Source organism: Polaromonas sp. CT11-55, assembly GCF_047303325.1.
Lineage (GTDB): Bacteria > Pseudomonadota > Gammaproteobacteria > Burkholderiales > Burkholderiaceae_C > Polaromonas.
Genome location: NZ_JBKBEX010000010.1, coordinates 33204 through 56105, shown reverse-complemented (window position 1 = coordinate 56105; position 22902 = coordinate 33204). Strand labels below are relative to the sequence as shown.

The window sequence follows — 22902 nt, the reverse complement described above, 5'->3', positions numbered from 1 at the left end:
AATGACTCAACTAAAGTTTACAGTTCGATTATGACCACGATTGTGCGCAATCTCCAGCTTGTCCGTGACCGTATCACCACGGCCTGCTTCGCCGCCGGGCGCAACCCGGCCACCGTGCGGCTGCTGGCCGTTTCCAAAACCTTCGGCGCCGATGCCGTCGCCGACGCCGCCTCGGACGGGCAGCGCGCCTTCGGCGAAAACTATATCGCCGAGGGCGTGGAAAAAATCCTCGCGCTGCGGGGCCGGCCGGGCTGCCAGGCCCTGGAGTGGCACTGCATAGGCCCGGTGCAAAGCAACAAGACCCGCCTGGTCGCCGAGCATTTTGACTGGGTGCAGTCGGTCGACCGGCTCAAGATCGCCCAGCGCCTGAGCGAGCAGCGGCCTGACAGCCTGCCGCCGCTGCAGATCTGCCTGCAGGTCAACATCGACGGCGGCGCCAACAAGTCGGGCCTGCCCCCGGCCGAGGTCCAGGCCCTGGCGCGGGAAGTCGCGCAGCTGCCGCGCCTGGTGCTGCGCGGCCTGATGGCCATTCCCGAACCCGCCGCCGATTTCGACGCGGCCTGCGCGGTGCATGCCAGGACCAAGGCCGTCTTCGATGCCGTCAACGCTTCCGGTGTCTTGGCCGTACCAATGGATACCTTGTCGCTGGGCATGACCGCCGACCTCGAAGCCGCCATCCATGCGGGCAGCACCATGGTCCGCGTAGGCACCGCCATCTTCGGAAGCCGGTAAGCCGCGACGTGGCGGGCTGACTTTCAATCGCCGTCGGCCCTCACCCCCGCCCTCTCCCAGAGGGATAGGGAGTAAGGCAAGCAGGGGCCGCGGAATTGGCTTTGCCAGGCCGCAGGCGCAGCGCCCCCTCGGGGGGCAGCGTATTACACGAAGTGAAAAGCGTGGGGGCTACTTCTTCGGAGGGGTGATGGGCTTGATGTTTCCGCAGTCGGCCGACAGCCATTTGCCCGTGGCATCCATGGTCATCTTCTCGGGCTTGCCCTTGACGGTGGTCGTGGTGTTCATCTTCATGGTGTAGCCGGTGTCGCCGTTGAAGGTCATCACGCCTTCGCCGCTGGAGGGCGGCTGGGTGCAGGCGTAAGAGAACTTCATGGTGTTGCCGCTGCCCGGCGAACGGGTGGTTTTGCAGTCGCCTTGCTGCTGCTGCGGCAACTCATTGCGCTCGGCCATTTCCTTGGTGATGCATACCTTCATGCTCATGCCGCCACCAGAGCCCGAGCCCATGGACATGCCCTGCTTGGCCATCATGTCCTGCATCTGTTTGCGCTGCTCGGGCGGCATGCTGGCCATCTGCTTTTCCATATTGGCCATGGCTTTTTCCATTTCGCCGGAACTCGACTGCATCTTGTTGGTGATTTCCCACAAACCGGGCTTGGTGGTTTGCGCATAAGCGCCGGCGGCGAAGGCCAGTGTGGCGCCTGCCAGCAGAAGAGAGGTGGATTTCATAGGCACTCCTGGTGAGGTCGGACAGAGAGGGGTGTGGTTTGTGCTCGCATTATGGCCAGGGAGCGCCGCCTGGCAAGCCCCGGCGCGGCCCTTGCCCGAACGGCGGGCCCGCTTCAACGCATGAATTTTCCGCCGCGCCCGATGATGGTCAGGTCGGTGAAACGCGAGCCTTCGTGGCTTTTGGGCGCGTAGTTGATGGTGAAGCCGCCCATGTTGTGGTCGCGCATCGATTCCAGCGCCGTGGCCAGGCTTTCGCGGGTCAGGTTCTTGCCGGCGCGGCGCAGTCCCTCGGTGAAGACCTTGGCCGCGAGAAAACCTTCCATGCTCGAAAAATCAAAATCCTTGTTGCCGGCTTCCGTCATGCGCTGCTGGTACTCGCGCACGATGGCCGAGGAGGGCGTGTAGGGAAAGGGCACGACCTGCGAAATCGTCACGCCGGCCCCGGCATCGCCCAGTTCCTCGGCCAGGGCCTTGGAGCCGACGAAGCTCACGTTGAAAAACTGGCCGCCGTAGGCCTTGGCCCGGGCCTGCTTGATCAGCGCGGCGCAGGATTTGTAGGCGCTGATTTGTATCACCGCTTCGGGCGCGGCCTTGAGGATCTCCGCCAGCGGCGCGGCCACGTCCACGCTGTTGCGCTCGACGGTGACGCTGGCCGCGGCTTTGAGGTTGCGTTTGGCCAGCGCCCGCGTCACGCCCTCCAGCCCGGCCTTGCCGTAGGAGTCGTTCTGGTAGAAGACGGCGATCCTGGTGATGCCGACAGTGCTCAGGTGCTGCACGATGCGCTCGGTCTCGTCAAAGTAGCTGGCGCGCACATGGAAGATGTTGCGGTTGAAGGGCTCGCGCAGGGCCTGCGCGCCGGTGAAGGGGCCTATCAGCGGGATGCCGGCCGCGTTGATGGCCGGCACGGCGGCCAGGGTGGTCGGCGTGCCGACCGAGCCGACCAGCGCGAACACCTTGTCCTCTTCGATCAGGGCCTTGACCGCGGCGGCGGCCTTCTCGGGCTCATAGCCGTCGTCGCGCGAGACCAGCTTGAGGCTGCGGCCGTTGATGCCGCCCGCCGCATTGACCGCATTGAAGTGGGCCAGTATGCCCAGCTGCATGCGCTTGCCCAGCTCGGCCGCGGGGCCGGTCTGGGCGGCGAACTGCCCGACCAGGATTTCGCTGTCGCTGACACCGGTTTCCGCGCAGTGCGCGCTACCGGCGGCCAGCGCCAGCAGCAGTGCGCCGAACCGGGACCATGGCTGGTTGTTCATCAGGAAGCCCTCCGATGTTGTCCGCTGCCGGGGATACGGCTGCGGCGACCTATGCAATCCACTACTTAGGTGTTGTGCTGCCAAGGTATCCCAAGCCCGCCGGCTTGGCAACACGGTTAGCCCCCGTTCTTGCGCTTGCAGTGCCTCAAGAGGGGCAAAAATGCCGCAAAAGTCTCGAATTGCGTGATGAATGTCCCGCAGGGCTTACACGCCCAGTGCCAGCCGGGTGGTGCTCTTGACCTCTTCCATTACCGCGTAAGTGCGGGTTTCGCGCACGCCCGGCAGCTGCCACAGCACGGTGCCGGCGAAAGAGCGGTAGGCCGCCATGTCGGCCATGCGGGTCTTGAGCAGGTAGTCGAAGCCGCCCGCCACCATATGGCATTCGGTGATTTCAGGGCGCACCTGCACCGCGGCCTTGAAGGCCTCGAACACATTGGGCGTGGTGCGGTCCAGCAGCACCTCCACAAACACCATCATGCCGGCGCCCAGCTTGAGCGGATTGAGCAGGGCCTCATAGCCCAGGATGTAGCCGTCCCGGCTCAGGCGCTGTACCCGTGCCAATACGGCCGTGGGCGACAGGGCGACGCTTTCGGCCAGCTTGAGGTTGGAAATCCGGCCGTCCTGCTGTAAAACATTCAGGATTTTGAGGTCTATGCGGTCAATTTCTGCGGAGGCTTCAAACATGAGTAGTGAATTATTCGGTTATTTTTAGAAATTTAGCGGGAAATTCGTCATTATTCAACGGAACATCGATGCATCCACTGAATAAGTGCCCCACACCGTGAAATCCTCCATGGAGCCCCTGATGTTCACCTCCCCGCGCCTGCCTTTTCCTTACCGCCCTGAATCCGAGATCGTGGCCGGCCAGCTGCGAAGCCTGGCCGGCGCGCTGGACTGGGCCGCGGCGGCGCATTCGGCCCAGCCCTGGGTGCAGGCCGTGCGCGACAACCCGCCGCCTTTCTGGGCCATGGAAAGCCTGCTCAAGGAATACCCGATTTCCAGCGCCGAGGGCCTGGCCCTGATGCGCCTGGCCGAAGCCCTGCTGCGCGTGCCGGACGCCGAAACCGCGATTGCCCTGACGGCCGACCAGTTGGGGCGCGCGGATTTCGACGGCGCCGGCGACGGCGTGATGGCGCGCCTGTCGGCCTCCGCGATCGCGATGTCCAAGCTGTTTTTGCCCGAAGGCGGCCATCCCAACCTGATGAGCAAGCTGGGCGCGCGCACCGTGGTGGCCGCCACCCTGCGCGCCGTGCAACTGCTGGGCCGGCAATTCGTGCTGGGACAGACCATTGGCGACGCCATGGGCGAGGCCGACGATAGCCGCAAAAAAATCCCCAACCTGCGCTTCAGCTACGACATGCTGGGCGAGGGCGCGCGCACCGACGCCGATGCGCTGCGCTACCTGGCGAGCTACACCCATGCCATCCAGGCCATCGCCGCCGGCGCGAATGCCGCTGGCCCGACCGAAAAAAACGACGGTATCTCGATCAAGCTCAGCGCGCTGCATCCGCGTTATGAAGACGCGCAGCGCGAACGTGTGATGGCCGAACTGGTACCGCGTGTCTGGGGCCTGTGCGAGCTGTCGGCCCGGGCCAATATCAACCTCACGATAGATGCCGAGGAAGTCGACCGGCTTGAGCTTTCGCTCGACGTCTTTGAGTCGCTGGCCGCGCTGGTGGCCCAACACCACCCGCAGTGGCAGGGCTTCGGCCTGGCCATGCAGGCCTACCAGACGCGCGCGCTGGATCTGATCCATCACATCGCCGCCATCGCCCGCAAGTACAAGCTGCGCTTGATGTGCCGCCTGGTCAAGGGCGCGTACTGGGATTCGGAAATCAAGCGCGCGCAGGAGATGGGCCTGCCGCACTATCCGGTGTTCACGCACAAGCACCACACCGACGTGTCCTACCTGGCCTGCGCGCAGGCCCTGCTGGCCGCGCCCGATGCGATTTACCCGCAGTTCGCCGGCCACAATGCAGCGACCATTGCCGCGATTTTGCAGATGGCTTCGCGCAATGCCGTGCCCTTCGAGCTGCAGCGCCTGCATGGCATGGGCGAAGGAGTGTTCCGCGAGGTGCTCAAGAACCCGCTGATCAGCTGCCGCGTCTACGCCCCCGTGGGCGCGCATCGCGACCTGCTGGCCTACCTGGTGCGCCGATTGCTGGAGAACGGCGCGAATTCCTCCTTTGTGCACCAGCTCGCCGACGAGTCGGTCGGCATGGGCGAGCTGTTGACCTCGCCGCTGCGGCTGGAGTCCGAGTCCTCGCTGCCGCTGCCGCCCGCGCTTTACGGCCCCGGCCGGCCCAACAGCCTGGGTCTGGACCTCACGGTGGGCAGCATGCGCGCGCCGCTGCTGGCCGCGCTGGCGATTACCCCAGTGCCCGTGGTGCCGGAGTTTGACCCCCGGCAGGCCGCGGCTGTGGTGGAAAAGGGCGCCGGCGCTTATCGACAATGGAGCAAAGTGGACGTGGCCGAGCGCGCGGCTTTCCTGCGCCGCGCCGCCGACGCGATGGAGCGGCAAATGCCCAGGTTCTGCGCGCTGCTGGTCAAGGAAGCCTTCAAGACCTGGGGCGACGCCGTGTCGGAAGTGCGCGAGGCGGTGGACTTTCTACGCTATTACGCCAATGAGGCCGAACGCATCATGCAGCCGGTGGCCCTGCCCGGTCCGACAGGCGAGACCAACGAGCTGCGTCTCACGGCCCGCGGCGTCTGGGTCTGCATCAGCCCCTGGAATTTCCCGCTGGCGATTTTCACCGGCCAGGTCGCGGCCGCCCTGGCCACCGGCAACGCCGTGCTGGCCAAGCCCGCCGAGCAGACGCCCGGCATTGCCTGGGAGGCCGTAAAGCTGCTGCATGAAGCCGGCGTACCCGAAGGTGCGCTGCAGCTCGCGCACGGCCCCGGCGAGACCGTGGGCGCGGCGCTGGTGGCGGCACCCCTGGTGGCAGGCGTGGTGTTCACCGGCTCCACCCAGGTCGCCAAAATCATCAACCGCGCGCTGGCCGCCAAGGACGGCCCCATCGTCCCGCTGATCGCCGAAACCGGCGGCATCAACGCCATGCTGGTCGACAGCACGGCCCTGCCTGAGCAGGTGGCCGACGCGGTGGTGCAAAGCGCGTTTCGCAGCGCCGGCCAGCGCTGCTCGGCGCTGCGCCTGCTGTGCGTGCACGAAGGCATCGCCGACCACGTGATAGAGATGATCCAGGGCGCGGCGCGCGAACTGGCAGCCGGCGAGACGGCAGACCTCGCCACCGACGTCGGCCCGGTGATAGACCGTGAGGCCTTTGACAACATCCAGAAGCATTTGCAGCGCCTGGGTGCAAGCGCCAAGGTGCTGGTCGCACCGGCGGCCCCGGTTTCACCGGCCAACCTCATCCCGCCCGCGGCCTTTGAAGTGTCCAGCCTGGCCGACGTGAAAGATGAAATCTTCGGCCCGGTGCTGCAGGTCGTGCGCTGGGGCAGCGGCGATCTCAAGGACCCGCAGGCCGTGATCGCGCAGATCAACTCACTGGGCTACGGCCTGACCCTGGGCATACAGACCCGCATCGATTCACGCGCACAGGCGCTGGCCGCGGCGGCCCATGTCGGCAACATTTACGTGAACCGCAACATGATTGGCGCGGTGGTGGGGGTGCAGCCCTTTGGCGGAGAGGGGCTCTCCGGCACCGGTCCCAAGGCCGGCGGGCCGCATTATCTTTACCGTTTCTGTGCTGAGCAGACGGTGACGGTGAATACCACTGCGGCTGGCGGGAATGCCGCGCTGCTGGCGGGCGGCGTTTGAGGGTTTGCTCGCCCTCGCGGGCGGGCGTCAGATTTCTATCTTGCTGCCCAGCTCCACCACGGAGTTGTTCGGCAAATTCAAGAAGTCAGCCGCCCCACTCGCGTTGTGGTGCATCTGCGCAAAAAGTTTTTCGCGCCATGGCGCCATGCCGCTGCCAATTGTCGGGATCACAGTGTCGCGCGAGAGGAAATAGCTGGTCGTCATGGACTCCAGCTCGCAACCCCGGCCCTTGATCTGCTGCAGGGCCTTGGGCAGGTCCAGGTCGTTCTTGAAGCCGTAGTGCACATTGACCTGCCAGCAGTCATGCCCCAGTGCCTGGATTTCCAGGCGCTTGTTCATGCCTATCCAGGGGACCTCGTGGTTGCGCACGGTCACGAACAGGTTCTGCTCGTGCAGCACCTTGTTGTGCTTGAGGTTGTGCAGCAGCGCGTTGGGCACGCTGCCGGGCTCGGCGGTCAGGAACACGGCCGTGCCTTCGACGCGGGCGGGCGGGCTCACAAAAACGGCGTCCAGGAAGCTGGGCAGGTCTATCGCGTCGGCGCGCAGCTTTTCATTGAGCAGGTGCCGGCCTTCCTTCCAGGTGATCATCAGCGTGAAGACGGCGCCGCCTATGACCAACGGGAACCAGCCGCCGGCGAACAGCTTCATGAGGTTGGAGGCAAAGAAGGCGAAGTCGACGAGGAAGAACACGCCGGTGGCGGCGATGCACAGGCTCAGCGGGTACTTCCAGCCGTAGCGGATCACGTAGAAGGTCAGGATGGTGGTGATCAGCATGTCGGTGCAGACCGCGATACCGTAGGCGGCCGCCAGGTTGCTGGACGAGCGGAACATCACCACCGCGAGCACGATGGTGATGAACAGGCCCCAGTTGACGAAAGGCATGTAGATCTGGCCGGTGTCGCGCACGCTGGTGTGCTGGATATTGAGGCGCGGCAGATAGCCCATCTGGATGGCTTGTTTGGTCACGCTGAAGGCCCCGGTGATCAGGGCTTGCGAGGCGATCACCGTGGCCATGGTGGCCAGACCCACCAGCGGCAGCAGCGCCCACTCGGGCGCCATCAGATAAAAGGGGTTCTTCACAGCGGCGGGGTTGCTGATCAGCAGGGCGCCCTGGCCGAAGTAATTGAGCACCAGCGATGGCATGACCACCGAGAACCAGGCCAGGCGTATCGGTTTTTTGCCGAAGTGGCCGAGGTCGGCGTACAGCGCCTCGGCGCCGGTCACGCACAGCACCACGGCGCCCAGGATGATGAAAGTGGTACCGGGGTTGCCCCACATGAACATGACCGCGTAATGCGGGCTCAGCGCCACCAGGATGTGGGGGTTGGTGGCGATCTGCGAAATGCCCAGCAGCGCCAGCACGGCGAACCAGATCAGTGTGATGGGTCCGAAAAACCTGCCTATGCCGGAGGTGCCGTGCTTTTGCACCGCGAACAGGGCAAACAGGATGACCAGGGTGATAGGGATCACGCCCTGTTTGAAGGCTGGCGAGACGACTTCCAGGCCCTCGACCGCCGACAGCACAGAAATCGCCGGCGTGATGACGCCGTCGCCGTAGAACAGGGAGGTGCCGAAAATGCCCACGACGAGCAGGGTGCGGCGCAGCTGGGGCTTGTCCTTCACCGCGGTGGAGGCCAGCGCCAGCATGGCAATCAGCCCGCCTTCGCCGTTGTTGTCGGCCCGCAGTACCAACGCCACGTACTTGATGGAAACGATGACGGTCAGCGTCCAGAAGAAAATGGACAGGATGCCGTAGACGTTGTCGGGGGTGAAGGGAACGTGCCCGGAACCGAAAACTTCCTTGACGGCATACAGGACGCTTGTTCCGATGTCGCCGTAGACGACACCGATGGCGCCCAAGGTGAGCGCCGCGAGTGATGATTTTTGACTAGACACAAAAACTTCCCGTCTTTGCGCCCGGCCCGTTCAAGCGGGTCCGAAGCGGCGGGAATGGTTACCTTTGGGAACGCTATTTTGCGCCCGGGGGCCCGGCTTGCAAGTCGGCGGGCACCCCTAAATCCAACTAATACCGATTTTGTTGCACCGCAACAACTTGTAACGACGCGGAGGCGCCGCACGTGCTTGGGGCCGATCCGGCCGATGACCGGGTAATGCTATGTATTTAATAGTGGGCTGTGTATGGCCCATGGGGGCTGGCCCCGAAAATCCATAAAGGCCATCAAAAAACCCCCTTGCGGGGGTTTTTCAGTCGTAAACCTCGGCGTCCGGGTCGGTCGCTTCGAGTTCGTAGCTCGCCGCCAGCATGGCCAGCCGGGCGATCACGCCATACATATAGAAGCGGTTGGGACTGCTGGAGCCGGGCTTTTCGCCGGGCTGCGGCAGGCGGCCGCTGTCGGCAAAGGCCAGCGGCACGAAGCTGGCGCCGGGCGCGTTGAGGTTTTCGTCCACGCCGCGCTCGGCATGCACGCGGTAAAAGCCGCCGACCACATAGCGGTCCATCATGTAGACCACGGGTTCGGCCACCGCGTCGTTGACGCGTTCGTTGGTCAGCACGCCTTCCTGGATGATCACTTCCGACAGCGCCTGGCCGTCCTTGGTGGTGCTCATCTTGTTCTTGGTCTTGCGGTTCAGCGCGTCCAGGTCCTTGACGTCGCGCACCGTCATGATGCCCATGCCGTAGGTGCCGTTGTCGGCCTTGACGACGACAAAGGGCTTTTCGTTGATGCCGTACTCCTTGTACTTGCGCTTGATCTTGGTCAGCAGCGCGTCGACGTTGGTGGTCAGGCACTCCATGCCGGTGTTCTCGGCGAAGTTGACCTCGCCGCACTGCGCGTACATGGGGTTGATCAGCCAGGGGTCTATGCCCAGCAGCTTGCCGAAGCGCTTGGAGATTTCTTCGTAAGCCTTGAAGTGGTGCGACTTGCGGCGCACCGACCAGCCCGCGTGCAGCGGCGGCAGCAGGTACTGCTCGTTGATGTCTTCCAGGATGCCCGGGATGCCGGCCGACAGGTCGTTGTTCAGCAGGATGGTGCAGGGATCGAAGTCCTTCAGGCCCAGGCGTCTGTCGGTGCGTATCAGCGGTTCGATGGTGATGGTCTCGCCGGTCGGCAGGTTCAGCGTGGTGGGCGCCTTGATCTCGGGGCTCAGCGAGCCAAAGCGCACGTTCAGGCCCGCCTGGTGGAAGATGCGCTTGAGCTGCAGCACGTTGGACAGGTAAAAAGTGTTGCGCGTGTGGTTTTCGGGCACGACCAGCAGGTTGCGCGCTTCCGGGCAGATCTTCTCGATCGCGGCCATGGCGGCCTGCACCGCCAGCGGCAGCATCTCGGGCGTCAGGTTGTTCCAGCCGCCGGGATACAGGTTGGTGTCCACCGGGGCCAGCTTGAAGCCCGCGTTGCGGATGTCGACCGAGCTGTAAAACGGCGGCGTGTGCTCCATCCACTCCAGCCGGAACCAGCGCTCGATGGCCGGGGTGGAGTCCAGCACGCGTTGTTCGAGTTCGTTGATGGGGCCGTTCAGGGCGGTGATGAGGTGCGGAACCATTCGGCCACTTTCGATGAGGGAATCTGTTATTTGCTTCGGTTATAGCTGACCGAATTTTAGGGATATTGGGATGGCATCCCCGGGTTACAAGGGGTAACGCCAACGCAAATCATCCGAAAATCCGTGGACCGCATTCGCGGCCCGGCATGCCTTCAGGAGCGCACTTCGCCCTGTCCCAGCACCACATATTTAAGAGAGGTGAGCCCCTCTATGCCGACCGGCCCGCGCGCGTGGAACTTGTCCGTGCTGATGCCGATTTCGGCGCCCAGCCCGAACTCGAAACCATCGGCGAAGCGGGTGCTTGCATTCACCATGACGCTGGCCGAATCCACTTCGCGCAGAAAACGCTGGGCGTGCATGTGGTCGCGCGTGAGGATGGCGTCGGTGTGGTGGCTGGAATAGTGGTTGATGTGGGCGATGGCTTCGTCAATCCCGTCCACCACTTTGATGCTGATGATGGGCGCCAGGTATTCCTCGTACCAGTCCTGCTCGGTGGCGTCTTTCACGCATGCGTCGGGTAGTCCATCACTCCGAAGAATCTTTGCTGACTCTTCATCGCAGCGCATTTCGACGCCTTTCGCGGCAAATATGGCACCCATGTGAATCAGGAACCCGGTTGCTATCGATCGCGCCACCAGCAAGCTCTCTGCGGCATTACAAGGGCTGTACTTCTGCGTCTTGGCGTTTTCGACGACCTTGAAGGCCATCTCCATGTCGCAGGGGTCGTCGACGTACACATGGCAGTTGCCGTCCAGGTGCTTGATGACGGGCACCTTGGCATCGCGGCTGATGCGTTCAATCAGGCCCTTGCCGCCGCGCGGGATGATGACGTCCACATACTGCGGCATGGCGATCAGTTGCCCGACGGCCTCGCGGTCGGTGGTGGGCACCAGCAGCACGGCGTCGGGCGGCAGGTCGGCGTCGGCCAGGGCTTGCTGCACCAGCGCGGCCAGCGCCTTGTTCGATTCGATGGCTTCCGAGCCGCCGCGCAGTATGCAGGCGTTGCCGCTCTTGATCGCGAGCGAGGCGGCCTCTATCGTCACATTGGGCCGGCTTTCGTAAATCATGCCGAACACGCCTATGGGCACCCGCATCTGGCCCACGCGTATGCCGCTGGGCTGCTCCTTCATGCCGATGATGTCGCCGATCACGTCGGCCATTGCGGCCAGCTGTTCGCAGCCCTGGGCCACGGTGTCAATGATCTTGGGCGTGAGCTTGAGCCGGTCCAGCAGGGGACCGGCCAGGCCGGCGGTTTTGGCGCGCTCCAGGTCGCGCTGGTTGGCGGCTTCCAGCGCCGCCGTGTTTTTGCGCAGCGACTTGGCCAGGTTCAGCAAGGCTTTGTTCTTGGCGGCGGCCGGCGCGCGCGCGATCTCGGTCGAAGCCGCCTTGGCCCGGGAGCCCAGCAGTTCCATCAGGCCAGCGACGTCGCCGGCGGCATCGCTGGAAGAAGCAAGGGCTTGGTGGGAGTCGGGCGCATTCATCCTGCCATTTTAGGCCTGCCGCAGGGCACCCACGGCTTGGGGTGCTATGCCTGCCGGGTGCGGCCCGGCGCAGCGCATTGCTCGCAGACCATGCCGGCCAGGCGGTGCAGGGCTTGCCAGCCGTCTGCGGGCCAGTCGGGCTGCTTCAGGCCCTTGACGATGCCGTCGACTTTGTGGGCAGCGTGCAGCAGGTTGGCCAAGGTGGTGTCGCCAATGTGGGGCAGCACGCGCTCGAACAGTTTTTCCTTGATGCCCCAGACGCGGTTTTCGCGCAGCGCCATGGGCATGGGCCGGCCGGCGCTAATGGCATCCTTCACCCGCTTCATGCTGCGGATGTCTTCGGCCAGCGCCCAATGCACCAGCACTTCGGACTCGCCCTCGGACTGCAGGCCGTCCAGCATGCGGGCCACGCGCACCGCCTGGCCGCCCAGCACGGCTTCGGAGAGCTTGAAGACGTCGTAGCGTGCCACGTTGAGCACGGCGTTTTCGACTTGGTCGAAGCTGAGGACCCCGTCGCTGCCGCCCGATTGGGCCGGGTAGAGCAGGCCCAGCTTCTGGATTTCCTGGTGCGCCGCCAGCAGGTTGCCCTCAACCCGGTCGGCGAAAAACTGCAGCGTGCGCTGGCCTTCCTCGCCGGCGGCCACGCGCTGGCCCTGCTGCTGCAGGCGCTGGGCGATCCACTGCGGCAGGTTGCGGCGATCTATCGGGTCGAACTTGACGGTGACGCCGAAGCTTTCGAGCGCGCCGAACCAGGCGCCCTTGGCCGTCATGCTGTCCAGCCGCGGCAGCATGACCAGGGTCAGCGTGCTGTCGTCGCCCTGCGCGCGCTCGGCGATCTGCTGCAGCGCGACCGAGCCATCCTTGCCGGGCTTGCCGCTGGGAATGCGGATCTCGACGATCTGTTTGTCGGCGAACAGGCTCAAGGAACCGCCGCTGGCCAGCACCTCACTCCAGTCGAAATGCGCGCCGGCCACGGTGTGCACCGTGCGCTCGGTGTAGCCCTGGGCGCGCGCTGCGGCGCGCAGCGCGTCGGCGAACTCCTGCACCAGCAGGGGCTCGTCACCGTGCAGGGTGTACAGGCTCTTCAAGCCGCGCTTGAGGTGTTCCTGGAGTTGGGCGGGGGCCAGATTCATGTCGGGGAGTTTAAAGCTTGGTGGTCGACAGCAGCAGGCTGGTTTCGGTGTTGGCAATGCCTTCGAGCAGGCGTATGCGGCCCAGCACGCGGTCAAAGGCTTCCAGGCTGTCGGCCTGCAGCTCGGCCACCATGTCCCAGCGGCCGTTGGTGGTGTGCAGGGCGCTCACGGCCGGGTCGCCGCGCAGGGCGGCCAGCACCGCGTCGGTGCGATTGCCCTCGACCGCCACCGTCATGAAGGCGCGGATGCGGTGGCCTTCGGCCTGGGGCTTGAGCCGCACCGTGTAACCCGTGATGGTGCCGTCGGCCTCCAGCCTGGCCAGCCGGTTTTGCACCGTGCCGCGCGAGACCCGTAGCACCTTGGCCAGGGAGGCGATGGACGCCCGCGCGTTGTCGCGCAGCAGGGACAGCAGTTGGCGGTCGGTATCGTCCATGGACTGATTTTATTGGCGAAATGCCAGTATGAGCTGGCTATTTGCTCAAACAACTCGAAAATCTGATCAACTTACTGACTTTTCTTTGCCATGAGGGCTGCAGACAATGGAAATCAACACAAGACTGGGAGCCCCACCATGGTTGACTACATTGGCATTGAAAGCATCCAGAAAATCGTGCGCCAGCGCGGCGCCGCCGCCTTTATCGAAGGCCTGGCCGGCGAGATCGAGCATGACTATCGGCGCTGGAACGATTTTGACAAGTCGGCGCGCCACGCCATCCATTCGCCCGACGGCGTGATCGAACTGATGCCGACCAGCGACGGCCACCAGTATTCCTTCAAGTACGTCAACGGCCACCCCAAGAACACCGAGCTGGGCCTGCTGACAGTCACCGCCTTCGGCGTGCTGGCCGATGTGGACACCGGCTACCCGCTGCTTCTGTCCGAGCTGACCATCACCACCGCGCTGCGCACTGCCGCCACCTCCGCCCTGGCCGCGAAATGGATGGCCAGGCCAGACAGCCGCGTCATGGCCCTCATCGGCAACGGCGCGCAAAGCGAGTTCCAGGCGATCGCCTTTCACCACATGCTGGGTATACGCGAGATGCGCCTCTTCGACATCGACGCCGCGGCCAGCGACAAGCTGGCGCGCAACCTGCACACGATGGGGTTGCAGGGCTTGCGCGTGACGGTTTGCCGCTCCGCTGCCGAGGCCGTGCAAGGCGCCGACATCGTGACCACCATCACCGCCGACAAGCGCAACGCCGTAATCCTGACGCCGGAAATGGTCAAACCCGGCATGCACTTGAACGCCGTGGGCGGCGACTGCCCCGGCAAGACCGAGCTGCACGCCGACATCCTGCTGCGCCCCGACGCCCGCGTGGTGGTCGAGTTCGAGCCGCAGTCGCGCATAGAGGGCGAGATCCAGCAAATGCCCGAGGATTTCAAGGTGGCCGAATTCGCCGACGTGCTCAAGGGCACGGCCAGCGGGCGCGCATCGCCTGAAGAAGTCACGATTTTCGATTCGGTTGGCTTCGCGCTGGAGGACTACTCGGCCCTGCGTTACCTGCACAAGCTGCAGCTCGCCGACCCGGCCCTGCGCCGTCAGATCGACCTGGTGCCGCTCCTGGACAACCCCAAGGACCTGTTCGGCTTGCTGGCGCCGGCCGCAGCCCGTACAGTCAAGGCACCGCATCCCGACACCACCCCTGAAATGGCCCTTGATGAGCATTCCCGTTGACCTGATAGGCGCGCCCACCGACATTGGCGCGGGCAGTCGCGGCGCCTCCATGGGCCCCGAGGCCTTGCGCGTGGCCGGCATCCGCGAAGCACTGCATGCGCGCGGCCTGGAAGTGGCCGACACCGGCAACCTGGCCGGTCCGACCAATCCCTGGCTGCCGCCGGCCGACGGCTACCGCCACCTGCAGGAGGTGGTCGAATGGAACAGGGCCGTGCATGAGGCCATGTACCAGAGCCTGGCCGCCGGACGCCTGCCCATCCTGCTGGGCGGCGACCACTGCCTGGGCATAGGCTCCATCAGCGCGGTGGCGCGCCACTGCCGCGCCAGCGGCAAAAAGCTGCGCGTGCTCTGGCTGGACGCGCACACCGACTTCAACACCAACGCCCTCACGCCCACCGGCAATGTGCACGGCATGCCGGTGGCCGTGCTGTGCGGCCACGGCCCGGCCGAACTCACCGGCATAGGCGGCGCCACGCCGGCCATGAGCCCTTCGGCGATACGGCAGATCGGCATCCGCAGCGTGGACGAGGGCGAAAAGCGCTTTGTGCGCCAGGAGGGGCTGGAGGTCTTCGACATGCGCTACATCGACGAGATGGGCATGCGCCACACCATGGAAAAAGCCCTGGCCGGCATGGATGCCGACACCCACCTGCACGTGAGCTTTGACGTGGATTTCCTGGACCCGTCCATCGCGCCCGGCGTGGACACCGCCATCAAGGGCGGGCCGACCTACCGCGAGGCCCAGCTGTGCATGGAAATGATCGCCGACACTGGCCTGCTGGGTTCGCTGGACGTGATGGAGCTGAACCCGGCGCTGGACGTGCGCAACGGCACGGCCGTAGTCGCGGTGGACCTGATCGAAAGCCTGTTCGGCAAGAGCACCTTGATGCGGGCCTGAGGCCCGCGTTTCCCGACCTACAGCTCCGTCACGGCCGCCAGGCGGCGCATGATCTGCTGCACCACGTCGTTTTGCATGTCGCGGTACAGCAGGGCTTCTTCGGCTTCCTTGGCGAGCACGGCGGATTCGTTGAAGCTGATGTCGCGCTGCTGCAGGATTTCGGTGTCGGGGATCAATTCCTTGCCCGCCAGCGTGCGCAGCCTGAAGCGAAAACGCAGCCGCAGCTGGAACTCGCGCACCTGGCCCGAGGCGTTGGTGCTGAGCACCACCTTCTCGCGCTGGTCGCCCAGCACGTCGAGGATGACCTGCGCCTCGTTGATGCGGCGAGGGTCGGAGATCACTTCCACCTTGCGGGTCGATTGCAAGGAGCGCCTGAGTTCCACGCCCAGCGGCGAGCCTTCGCCCAGGGAAGAAAAAAGCGTGCTGAAGGCGAAGTTGGGTGCTTTGCGCAGGGCGAAGCCGCAGCCGCTCAGCGTGAGGGCGGCGGCGGTGGCCGACAGGGAAAGGAATGCGCGACGCTGCATGGGCTTGCCTTCTTTTCGTTGAAACGGTCTCAGATGACGATGTTGACCAGGCGGCCGGGCACCACGATCACTTTTTTGGCGGGCGCGCCCGCGGCCTGCTTGGTGAAGGCCTCGGATGCCAGCGCGGCCGCCTCGATGGCGGCCTTGTCGGCGCCTGCCGGCACCGTGACCGCGCCGCGCAGCTTGCCGTTGATCTGCAGCACCAGCTCGATCTCGTCCTGCTGCAGGGCGGAGGCGTCCACCTGCGGCCAGGGCGCGTCGAGCAGATCGCCGTGCTGCGCGGCATAACCGAGCTGCGACCACAGCGCGTGCGCCAGGTGGGGCGTTGCCGGGTACAGGCAACGCAGCAGGATGCCGAAGCCTTCGCGCAGGGCAGCTTCCGAGCCGGCGGAGGCCGCGCCCTTGAAGTCTTCCAGCGCGTTGAGCAGCTTCATGTTGCCCGATACCACGGTGTTGTACTGCATGCGCTGGTAGTCGTAGTCGATCTGCTTGAGCACGGTGTGGATTTCCAGGCGCAAGGCTTTGGTGTCCTTGTCGAGCGAGGGCGCGCCGCCTTCGGGCTGCTTGCCGGCGCCGAGCTTGACGCCGAAGTTCCAGACGCGGCGCAGGAAACGGTAGGAGCCTTCGAGCGCGGCGTCGTTCCACTCCAGCGTGGTGTCGGGCGGCGCGGTGAACATGGTGTAGAGCCGGGCGGTGTCCGCGCCGTACTTTTCGATCAGGTCCTGCGGGTCGACGCCGTTGTTCTTGGACTTGGACATGGTAGTCCAGCCCTCGTAAGGCACCGGCAGGCCGTCGGCCTTGGCGGTGGCGGAGATCACTTTGGCGTGTTCGTCGCGCACGATGTCGAGTTCGTGCACCCAGAAGTACTGCTTGCCGGTGGTGGTGCGCGCGAAGGCCTCGTTGAGCACCATGCCCTGCGTGAGCAGCTTGGTGAAGGGCTCGTCGACTTTCACCAGCCCCAAGTCGCGCATGACCTTGGTCCAGAAGCGCGCATAGAGCAGATGCAGGATGGCGTGCTCGATGCCGCCTATGTACTGGTCCATGGGCATCCAGTAATTGGCGCCTTCGGCCACCATCTTCTCGGCATTCTTCGGATCGCAGTAGCGCATGAAGTACCAGGAAGAGTCGACAAAGGTGTCCATGGTGTCGGTCTCGCGGCGCCCGGGCTTGCCGCAGACGGGGCAGACTACGCCGGCATGAAAGCCCGCGTGTTTGTGCAGCGGGTTGCCGGAGCCGTCGGGCACGCAGTCCTGCGGCAGCACCACGGGCAGGTCTTTTTCCGGCACCGGCACGGCGCCGTGTTCCTCGCAATGAATGATGGGAATGGGCGTTCCCCAGTAGCGCTGGCGGCTCACGCCCCAGTCGCGCAGGCGCCAGGTGGTTTTTTTCTCGCCCAGGCCCTTGGCTGCGAGGTCGGCCGCGACGGCGTCGACGGCGGCCTTGAAGCCCAGGCCGTCGTACTTGCCCGAATTGATGGTCACGCCTTGCTGTTTGTCGCCGTACCAGTCGGCCCAGGCGTCCAGGCTGTAGACCAGACCTTTGACGTCGACCACCTGCTTGATGGGCAGGCCGTATTTTTTGGCGAACTCGAAGTCGCGCTCGTCATGCGCCGGCACGCCCATGACGGCGCCGTCGCCATAGCTCATGAGCACATAGTTGCCGACCCAGATTTCGACCTTGCCGCCGGTGAGCGGGTGCGTGACGAAAAGGCCTGTGGGCACGCCCTTCTTTTCCTGCGTGGCGAGCTCGGCTTCGGTCGTGCCGCCGGCCTTGCTTTCCTCGATGAAGGCCGCGACCTTGGGACTGGAAGCCGCCGCATGCAGGGCCAGCGGATGCTCGGGCGCCACGGCGCAGAAGGTCACGCCCATGATGGTGTCGGCGCGCGTCGTGAAGACGTACATCTTCCCGTCGCCGATCAGTTTTCCGGAGGCATCCTGGATGTCGTGCGTGAAGGCAAAGCGCACGCCTTCGCTTTTGCCTATCCAGTTTTCCTGCATCAGCTTGACGCGCTCGGGCCAGCCGGGCAGCTTGTGGCTGACGCTGTCGAGCAGCTCTTCGGCGTAGGCCGTGATCTTGAGGTAGTAGCCGGGGATTTCGCGCTTTTCCACGGTGGCGCCGGTGCGCCAGCCCTTGCCGTCAATGACCTGCTCATTGGCCAGCACGGTCTGGTCGACCGGGTCCCAGTTCACGACCTGGGTCTTGCGGTAGGCAATGCCTTTTTCCAGCATCTTCAGGAACAGCCACTGGTTCCACTTGTAGTAGTCCGGGTCGCAGGTGGCGACCTCGCGGCTCCAGTCGATGGCCAGCCCCATCGCCTGCATCTGCTTTTTCATGTAGGCGATGTTGTCGTAGGTCCAGCGGGCCGGCGGCACGCCGTTTTTCATGGCGGCGTTTTCGGCCGGCAGGCCGAAGGCATCCCAGCCCATGGGCATCAGCACGTTGTAGCCCTTCATGCGCAGGTGGCGCGTGAGCATGTCGTTGATGGTGTAGTTGCGCACGTGGCCCATGTGCAGCTTGCCGCTGGGGTAGGGCAGCATGGAGCAGGCGTAGTATTTCTTGCGGCCGGCATCCTCCGTCACGCGGTAGGCGTCGGCGGCGGTCCAGTGGGCTTGAGCGTCGCGCTCAACGTCGAGATGGTTGTATTTGTCTTGCATGGAGAACCGGGAAGGCGGAAAGCGGAACAGGAAACAGGAAAAAGGCCGGGCGGCGCGCCGTTGCCGGGAATCCCCGATTTTAGGGGCTGGGCTGCTTTGGCGTGGTTTAGCGCGGGGCGGCCGAGGCGGAAGGGTTGTCGGCCACGAAGCCGATGCGGTTGAGCCCGGCTTTTTGCGCCAGGCCCATCACCTGCACCACCTTGCCGTAGGGCACACCCTCGTCGGCCCGTAGCTGGACCTCGGTCTCGGGGTTCTGGGCGGCGGTCTCACGCAGCCGGCCTGCCAGTTCGTCGCTATTCAGTGGCTTGTCGTTCAGGAACGCCTGGCCGGATTTGTCGACCACCAGCGTGATGAATTTCGGCGCGTCGGTCGGCTTGGCGGCATCGGTCTTGGGCAGGTCCAGCCGTATGCTGCTGGCCAGCAGGGGCGCGGTGATGATGAAGATGACCACCAGCACCAGCATCACGTCCACCAGCGGCGTGACGTTGATCTCGCTCATGGGCTGCGGGCCCTGGGTGCGTTCAAGGCGTCCAAAGGCCATGGTCGTCAGGCCTTGTGCGCCAGAAGCTCGCGCAGGTCGCGCGCGAAGCCTTCCAGGTCGGCTTCGATGCGGCCTATGGAGCGGCCGAAGATGTTGTAGGCCAGCACGGCCGGGATGGCCACGGCCAGGCCCGCCGCCGTCATGATGAGGGCCTCGCCGACGGGTCCTGAAACCTTGTCGATGGTGATCTGGCCGGCCGAGGCAATGCCGACCAGCGCGTGGTAAATGCCCCAGACCGTGCCCAGCAGCCCCACGAAAGGCGCGGTGGAGCCGACGGTGGCCAGCAGCACCTGGCCGAATTGCAGCTTGTGCAGCACGGCGTGCAGCGCGTCGCGCAGCACCCGGGTCAGTTGCTGGGACTTGTCGCCCGCCGTGGCCAGCGTGCCGGCGGCCGGGAGTTTGGTCGCCGCGATCAGCGGCCACACCAGCGCTTCGCGGTCGAAGGCGGCGACTTTTTCACCGGCCTGCTCCATCGAGGCCGATTGCCAGAAGGCCGCGGTGCTGCGCGCCACGTCGCCGGCGGCGCGGTGAAGCAGCCAGGTTTTCCAGAGGATCACGACCCAACTCGCCACCGACATGGCCAGCAGCAGGGCGGCTACCAACTGGCTGACGATGCCGCCTTGGGTCATGAGGCTCAGGAAATCCATGTAGGTCACACCTTTGAGTTGCCGCGGCCCGGGCCGCGCTTATTTTTTCAGACCCAGCACGTCGAACATGTCGAAAAGGCCGGTGGCATGCCCGTCCAGGAAACGGGTGGCGCGCAGGCTGCCCTGGGCATAGTTGCTGCGACTGGACGATTTGTGGCTGATTTCGATGCGCTCGCCGGTGCCCAGGAACATCACGGTGTGGTCGCCCACCACGTCGCCGCCACGCACGGCGGAAAAGCCTATGGACAGCGGGTCGCGCTCGCCCGTCACGCCCTCGCGCGCATAGACGCCGCAGTCCTTCAAGTCGCGGCCCAGCGCGCCGGCGATGACCTCGCCCATCTTGAGCGCGGTGCCGGAAGGCGCGTCGACCTTGTGGCGGTGGTGGGCTTCGACGATCTCGATGTCGTAGCCGGTGGACAGGGCCCGGGCCGCCATCTCGAGCAGCTTGAGCGTGACGTTGACGCCCACGCTCATGTTGGGCGCCATGACGATGGCGATATCTTTGGCGGCGGCGGCGATTTCGGCTTTCTGTGCATCGGAGAAGCCGGTGGTGCCTATGACCAGCTTGACGCCCATCTCGCGACAGGCCGCCAGGTGGGCCAGCGTGCCTTCGGGGCGGGTGAAGTCGATCAGAACACTAGAGTTTTTCAGCCCCTGGCGGATGTCGGCGCTGATGGCCACGCCGCTGGCGCGGCCGGTGAAAGCGGCGGCGTCGGCGCCTATGGCCGGGCTGCAGGCCTGGTCAAGCGCGCCGGTCAGCTGGCAGTCGGTGCTGGCGTTGATCGCCTCGATCAGCATCTGGCCCATGCGGCCGCTGGCGCCCGCCACCGCGACCCGGTGGCGGCGGGCCTGGTTGGCAACCGCCCCGCTCACTGTTTCGGGCTTTCGAGGGGAGGGTAGCTGGCGGCTGGCGCGCCGGCCGGCACGTTCGCGGACGTTGCGGCGGTGCTGTCCGCTGCCGGCTTGGATTTCCCGGCGGCCTTGATCAGCTGCTCTTCGGTGGCTTCGAGCACGGGCACTTCGCCCAGTTTGCGCCGATTGCCCAACTTGGCGATGAATTCGGTTTCGCTCGGCATGGCGTCGCCTTCAAAACGCTCCAGCTGGTCGTTCTTGAAGAACACGGTGTATTTGTAGGACTGGGGCTCCACGCCTTGCCGTTTCAGGGTGAAGACGTAGTCCCAGCGGTCGGCGTGGAACAGGCTGGCCATCAGCGGGGTGCCCAGCGTGGCCTTGACCTGGTCGCGCGTCATGCCGGTTTTGAGCTGCTCGACCTGCTCCTTGGACACGAAGTTGCCCTGGATCACATCGACCTTGTAGGGGGTGACCCAATTGATCGGGTTGGCGGAGCTGGCACTCATGCCGCTCAGGCTGCTGCAGGACGCCAGCACCGTGCAAGCCAGGAGCAGGAAAGCGGTTCGGGCGCCGTAACGATGATTTGCAGGCATGGCTGACATAGTAAGGGGGTGTAGCGATATGATTGTTCATTGTAGCGGCTGGGGGCTCCCGGCCGGCATCCGCCCGGACGGGGCGCATTGCCGCTTTACACCGGTTTTACCCAGAGAGTTTTCCCATGAGCAACATTGACGAGCTGAAAAACACGGGTTTGAAGGCCACGCTGCCGCGCCTGAAGATCCTGGAAATTTTTCAGACCGGCAAACAGCGCCACATGACGGCCGAAGACGTGTTCCGGGTGCTGCTCGAAGAGCGCTCGGACATCGGCCTGGCCACCGTCTACCGGGTGCTGACCCAGTTCGAGCAGGCCGGCCTGCTCAACCGCAGCAACTTCGAGTCCGGCAAGGCGGTCTACGAGATCAACGAAGGCCAGCACCACGACCACCTGGTGTGCCTGGACTGCGGCAAGGTTGAGGAGTTCTACGACGCCGAGATCGAAAAGCGCCAGCAGTCGGTCGCCAAGTCCAAGGGCTTCGCCATCGCCGACCACTCCCTGTCCATCTACGCCAACTGCACCAAGGACAAATGCCCCAACCGCAACACCGGCACGCCGGTCAGGCATCACCATTCGTGAGAGTTTGGGGGGTGTCTATTGAGTGGGAAGTGCCGCGCGGCGTAGAAGGTGTGAAGAAACCGTAGCGAGCGTCCCGAGGTCTGGGAGTTCTTAAACCAGCAGGGGCCGCGGAACCGGCTTGCCGGGCCGCAGGCGCAGCGCCCCCTCGGGGGGGGCAGCGCACTACACGAAGCCGAAGGCGTAGTGAGAAGCGTGGGGGCTAATCATCCTGTTCCATGGCTCGTCGGTGCCTTTCGACGAATTCCTGGTAAGTATTGATGCCCCGCAGCTGCAAAATCGCGTTACGCACCGCGGCCTCGACCAGCACGGCGATGTTGCGGCCGGCTTCCACCTGGATGATGACCTTGCGCACGGGTATGCCCAGCACGTCCTGCGTCAGCGGTTCGTAGGGAATGCGTTCGTAGTCGCGCTCCAGCGTTTCGCGGCGCACCAGGTGCACGATCAGCTTGAGGCGCATCTTGCGGCGCACCGCCGTCTCGCCAAAAATCGCCTTGATGTCGAGCAGGCCTATGCCGCGCACTTCGAGCAGGTTCTGCAGCAGCTCGGGGCAGCGCCCCTCGATCGTGGTCTGGTTGATGCGGTACAGGTCCACCGCGTCGTCGGCCACCAAGCCGTGGCCGCGCGAAATCAGCTCCAGGCCCAGCTCGCTTTTGCCCAGGCCCGACTCGCCGGTGATCATCACGCCCATGCCCAGGATGTCCATGAACACGCCGTGCATGGAGGTGCGGTCGGCGAAATGCTTGGACAGGTAGGCCCTGAGCACATCGATCACGAAGGCGGCCGACTCCGGCGTGGAAAACATCGGCAGCTGCGCGCGCTCGCACATGGACAGCAGCGTGTCGGGCGCCACCTGGCCGTCGGCCACGACCAGCACCGGCGGCTCCAGCGTGATGATGCGGGATATGCGGCGGGCGCAGTCCTCGGGGCTGGCGTTGGTCAGGTAGGCGACCTCGCGCTCGCCCAGAATCTGCACGCGGTAGGGATGGATGTAGTTGAGGTAGCCGACCAGGTCGGCGCCGGAGCGCGCGGCCCGCACGGCCACTTCGTCGAAACGCCGCTCGGAAGCGCCCAGGCCGGCGACCCATTCCCATTTCAGGGAGGCGCGGTGGTCTTCAAATAAAACGTCGGCGCTGACAACGGTGGGCTTCATGCCGGCCTGTGACGCGGGAAAAGGCCGTTAGGGCTAGTGTCGCGTCACGCATGAGATGTCGGATTTGCGCAAAGTCATCGGCGTGCAGCGCAAGGCGCAGGCCGCCGCCCATGCTGAAGCATGGGTAAGGGCTGCAACGCCGCGATGTGCGTCGAGGACGAGTGCAAAACGACAGATCATGCG

Annotated in this window: 20 protein-coding genes; 5 read left to right on the top strand and 15 right to left on the bottom strand. The window is 64.8% G+C overall.

The genetic code is table 11. The features are described 5' to 3' along the window. The first annotated feature begins 30 nt into the window (after positions 1-30). Positions 31-732 (top strand): YggS family pyridoxal phosphate-dependent enzyme, encoded by a 702-nt coding sequence (locus ACEN8I_RS11555; RefSeq protein WP_413328588.1) that lies wholly within the window; start codon positions 31-33, stop codon positions 730-732. 168 nt (positions 733-900) lie between these two features. On the opposite strand, the gene ACEN8I_RS11550 is transcribed toward ACEN8I_RS11555, so the two are convergent. From ACEN8I_RS11550 to ACEN8I_RS11540, 3 genes are all read right to left on the bottom strand, one after another. Continuing rightward, positions 901-1458 carry a DUF3617 domain-containing protein gene (locus ACEN8I_RS11550; RefSeq protein ID WP_413328587.1) on the bottom strand — a complete coding sequence of 186 codons (558 nt, stop codon included), beginning with the start codon at positions 1456-1458 and terminating at the stop codon, positions 901-903. 113 nt (positions 1459-1571) lie between these two features. Continuing rightward, positions 1572-2711: an ABC transporter substrate-binding protein gene (locus tag ACEN8I_RS11545; protein ID WP_413328586.1), complete on the bottom strand. Its 1140-nt coding sequence runs from the start codon at positions 2709-2711 to the stop codon at positions 1572-1574. A gap of 204 nt (positions 2712-2915) precedes the next feature. After that, positions 2916-3395 carry an Lrp/AsnC ligand binding domain-containing protein gene (locus tag ACEN8I_RS11540; RefSeq protein WP_413328585.1) on the bottom strand — a complete coding sequence of 160 codons (480 nt, stop codon included), beginning with the start codon at positions 3393-3395 and terminating at the stop codon, positions 2916-2918. 121 nt (positions 3396-3516) lie between these two features. On the opposite strand from ACEN8I_RS11540, the gene ACEN8I_RS11535 reads away from it, so the two are divergent. Then, positions 3517-6489 carry an L-glutamate gamma-semialdehyde dehydrogenase gene (locus ACEN8I_RS11535; protein WP_413328705.1) on the top strand — a complete coding sequence of 991 codons (2973 nt, stop codon included), beginning with the start codon at positions 3517-3519 and terminating at the stop codon, positions 6487-6489. A 27-nt stretch (positions 6490-6516) separates the two neighbouring features. Here ACEN8I_RS11535 and ACEN8I_RS11530 read toward each other — a convergent pair whose 3' ends face one another. From ACEN8I_RS11530 to ACEN8I_RS11510, 5 genes are all read right to left on the bottom strand, one after another. Then, complete coding sequence (locus ACEN8I_RS11530; RefSeq protein ID WP_413328583.1) at positions 6517-8385, bottom strand: potassium transporter Kup; 1869 nt, start codon at positions 8383-8385, stop codon at positions 6517-6519. Between the two features lie 309 nt (positions 8386-8694). Further along, on the bottom strand, positions 8695-9990 hold the full coding sequence (gene gshA, locus ACEN8I_RS11525) for a glutamate--cysteine ligase (protein WP_413328582.1): 1296 nt from the start codon (positions 9988-9990) through the stop codon (positions 8695-8697). A 152-nt stretch (positions 9991-10142) separates the two neighbouring features. After that, positions 10143-11402, bottom strand: coding sequence for a glutamate-5-semialdehyde dehydrogenase (locus ACEN8I_RS11520; protein ID WP_413328704.1), 1260 nt, complete (start codon positions 11400-11402; stop codon positions 10143-10145). Positions 11403-11515: 113 nt separating this feature from the next. Next, complete coding sequence (holA, locus tag ACEN8I_RS11515; RefSeq protein ID WP_413328581.1) at positions 11516-12604, bottom strand: DNA polymerase III subunit delta; 1089 nt, start codon at positions 12602-12604, stop codon at positions 11516-11518. A gap of 10 nt (positions 12605-12614) precedes the next feature. Beyond that, positions 12615-13037 (bottom strand): Lrp/AsnC family transcriptional regulator, encoded by a 423-nt coding sequence (locus ACEN8I_RS11510; protein ID WP_413328580.1) that lies wholly within the window; start codon positions 13035-13037, stop codon positions 12615-12617. 138 nt (positions 13038-13175) lie between these two features. Between ACEN8I_RS11510 and ACEN8I_RS11505 the strand changes: the two genes are divergently transcribed. Continuing rightward, on the top strand, positions 13176-14279 hold the full coding sequence (locus ACEN8I_RS11505) for an ornithine cyclodeaminase (protein ID WP_413328579.1): 1104 nt from the start codon (positions 13176-13178) through the stop codon (positions 14277-14279). Next, a complete protein-coding gene (gene rocF / locus ACEN8I_RS11500; protein ID WP_413328578.1) occupies positions 14263-15177 on the top strand; it encodes an arginase in 915 nt (304 codons plus the stop codon). The genes ACEN8I_RS11505 and rocF overlap by 17 nt, the downstream gene beginning before the upstream one ends. Positions 15178-15194: 17 nt before the next feature. Here rocF and lptE read toward each other — a convergent pair whose 3' ends face one another. The 6 genes from lptE to ACEN8I_RS11470 all read right to left on the bottom strand — a co-directional run bounded on the left by lptE (position 15195) and on the right by ACEN8I_RS11470 (position 20988). Continuing rightward, the gene (gene lptE, locus ACEN8I_RS11495; protein WP_413328577.1) at positions 15195-15701 is read right to left on the bottom strand and encodes an LPS assembly lipoprotein LptE; all 507 of its coding nucleotides are present in this window, start codon (positions 15699-15701) and stop codon (positions 15195-15197) included. Between the two features lie 29 nt (positions 15702-15730). Next, complete coding sequence (gene leuS / locus ACEN8I_RS11490) at positions 15731-18355, bottom strand: leucine--tRNA ligase (protein WP_413328576.1); 2625 nt, start codon at positions 18353-18355, stop codon at positions 15731-15733. 106 nt (positions 18356-18461) lie between these two features. Further along, positions 18462-18896: an ExbD/TolR family protein gene (locus tag ACEN8I_RS11485; RefSeq protein WP_413328575.1), complete on the bottom strand. Its 435-nt coding sequence runs from the start codon at positions 18894-18896 to the stop codon at positions 18462-18464. A gap of 5 nt (positions 18897-18901) precedes the next feature. Next, entirely contained in the window at positions 18902-19543 is a 642-nt protein-coding gene (locus tag ACEN8I_RS11480; RefSeq protein ID WP_413328574.1) for a MotA/TolQ/ExbB proton channel family protein, read from the bottom strand. Positions 19544-19582: 39 nt separating this feature from the next. Continuing rightward, positions 19583-20416 carry a 4-hydroxy-tetrahydrodipicolinate reductase gene (dapB, locus tag ACEN8I_RS11475; protein WP_413328573.1) on the bottom strand — a complete coding sequence of 278 codons (834 nt, stop codon included), beginning with the start codon at positions 20414-20416 and terminating at the stop codon, positions 19583-19585. Further along, a complete protein-coding gene (locus ACEN8I_RS11470; protein WP_413328572.1) occupies positions 20413-20988 on the bottom strand; it encodes an outer membrane protein assembly factor BamE in 576 nt (191 codons plus the stop codon). The genes dapB and ACEN8I_RS11470 overlap by 4 nt, the downstream gene beginning before the upstream one ends. Before the next feature lie 125 nt (positions 20989-21113). On the opposite strand from ACEN8I_RS11470, the gene fur reads away from it, so the two are divergent. Further along, positions 21114-21569 (top strand): ferric iron uptake transcriptional regulator, encoded by a 456-nt coding sequence (gene fur / locus ACEN8I_RS11465; protein ID WP_413328571.1) that lies wholly within the window; start codon positions 21114-21116, stop codon positions 21567-21569. A gap of 199 nt (positions 21570-21768) precedes the next feature. Here the strand turns inward: fur and hprK are convergent, their stop codons facing one another. Next, positions 21769-22719, bottom strand: coding sequence for an HPr(Ser) kinase/phosphatase (hprK, locus tag ACEN8I_RS11460; protein WP_007872844.1), 951 nt, complete (start codon positions 22717-22719; stop codon positions 21769-21771). Between the last annotated feature and the right edge of the window lie 183 nt (positions 22720-22902).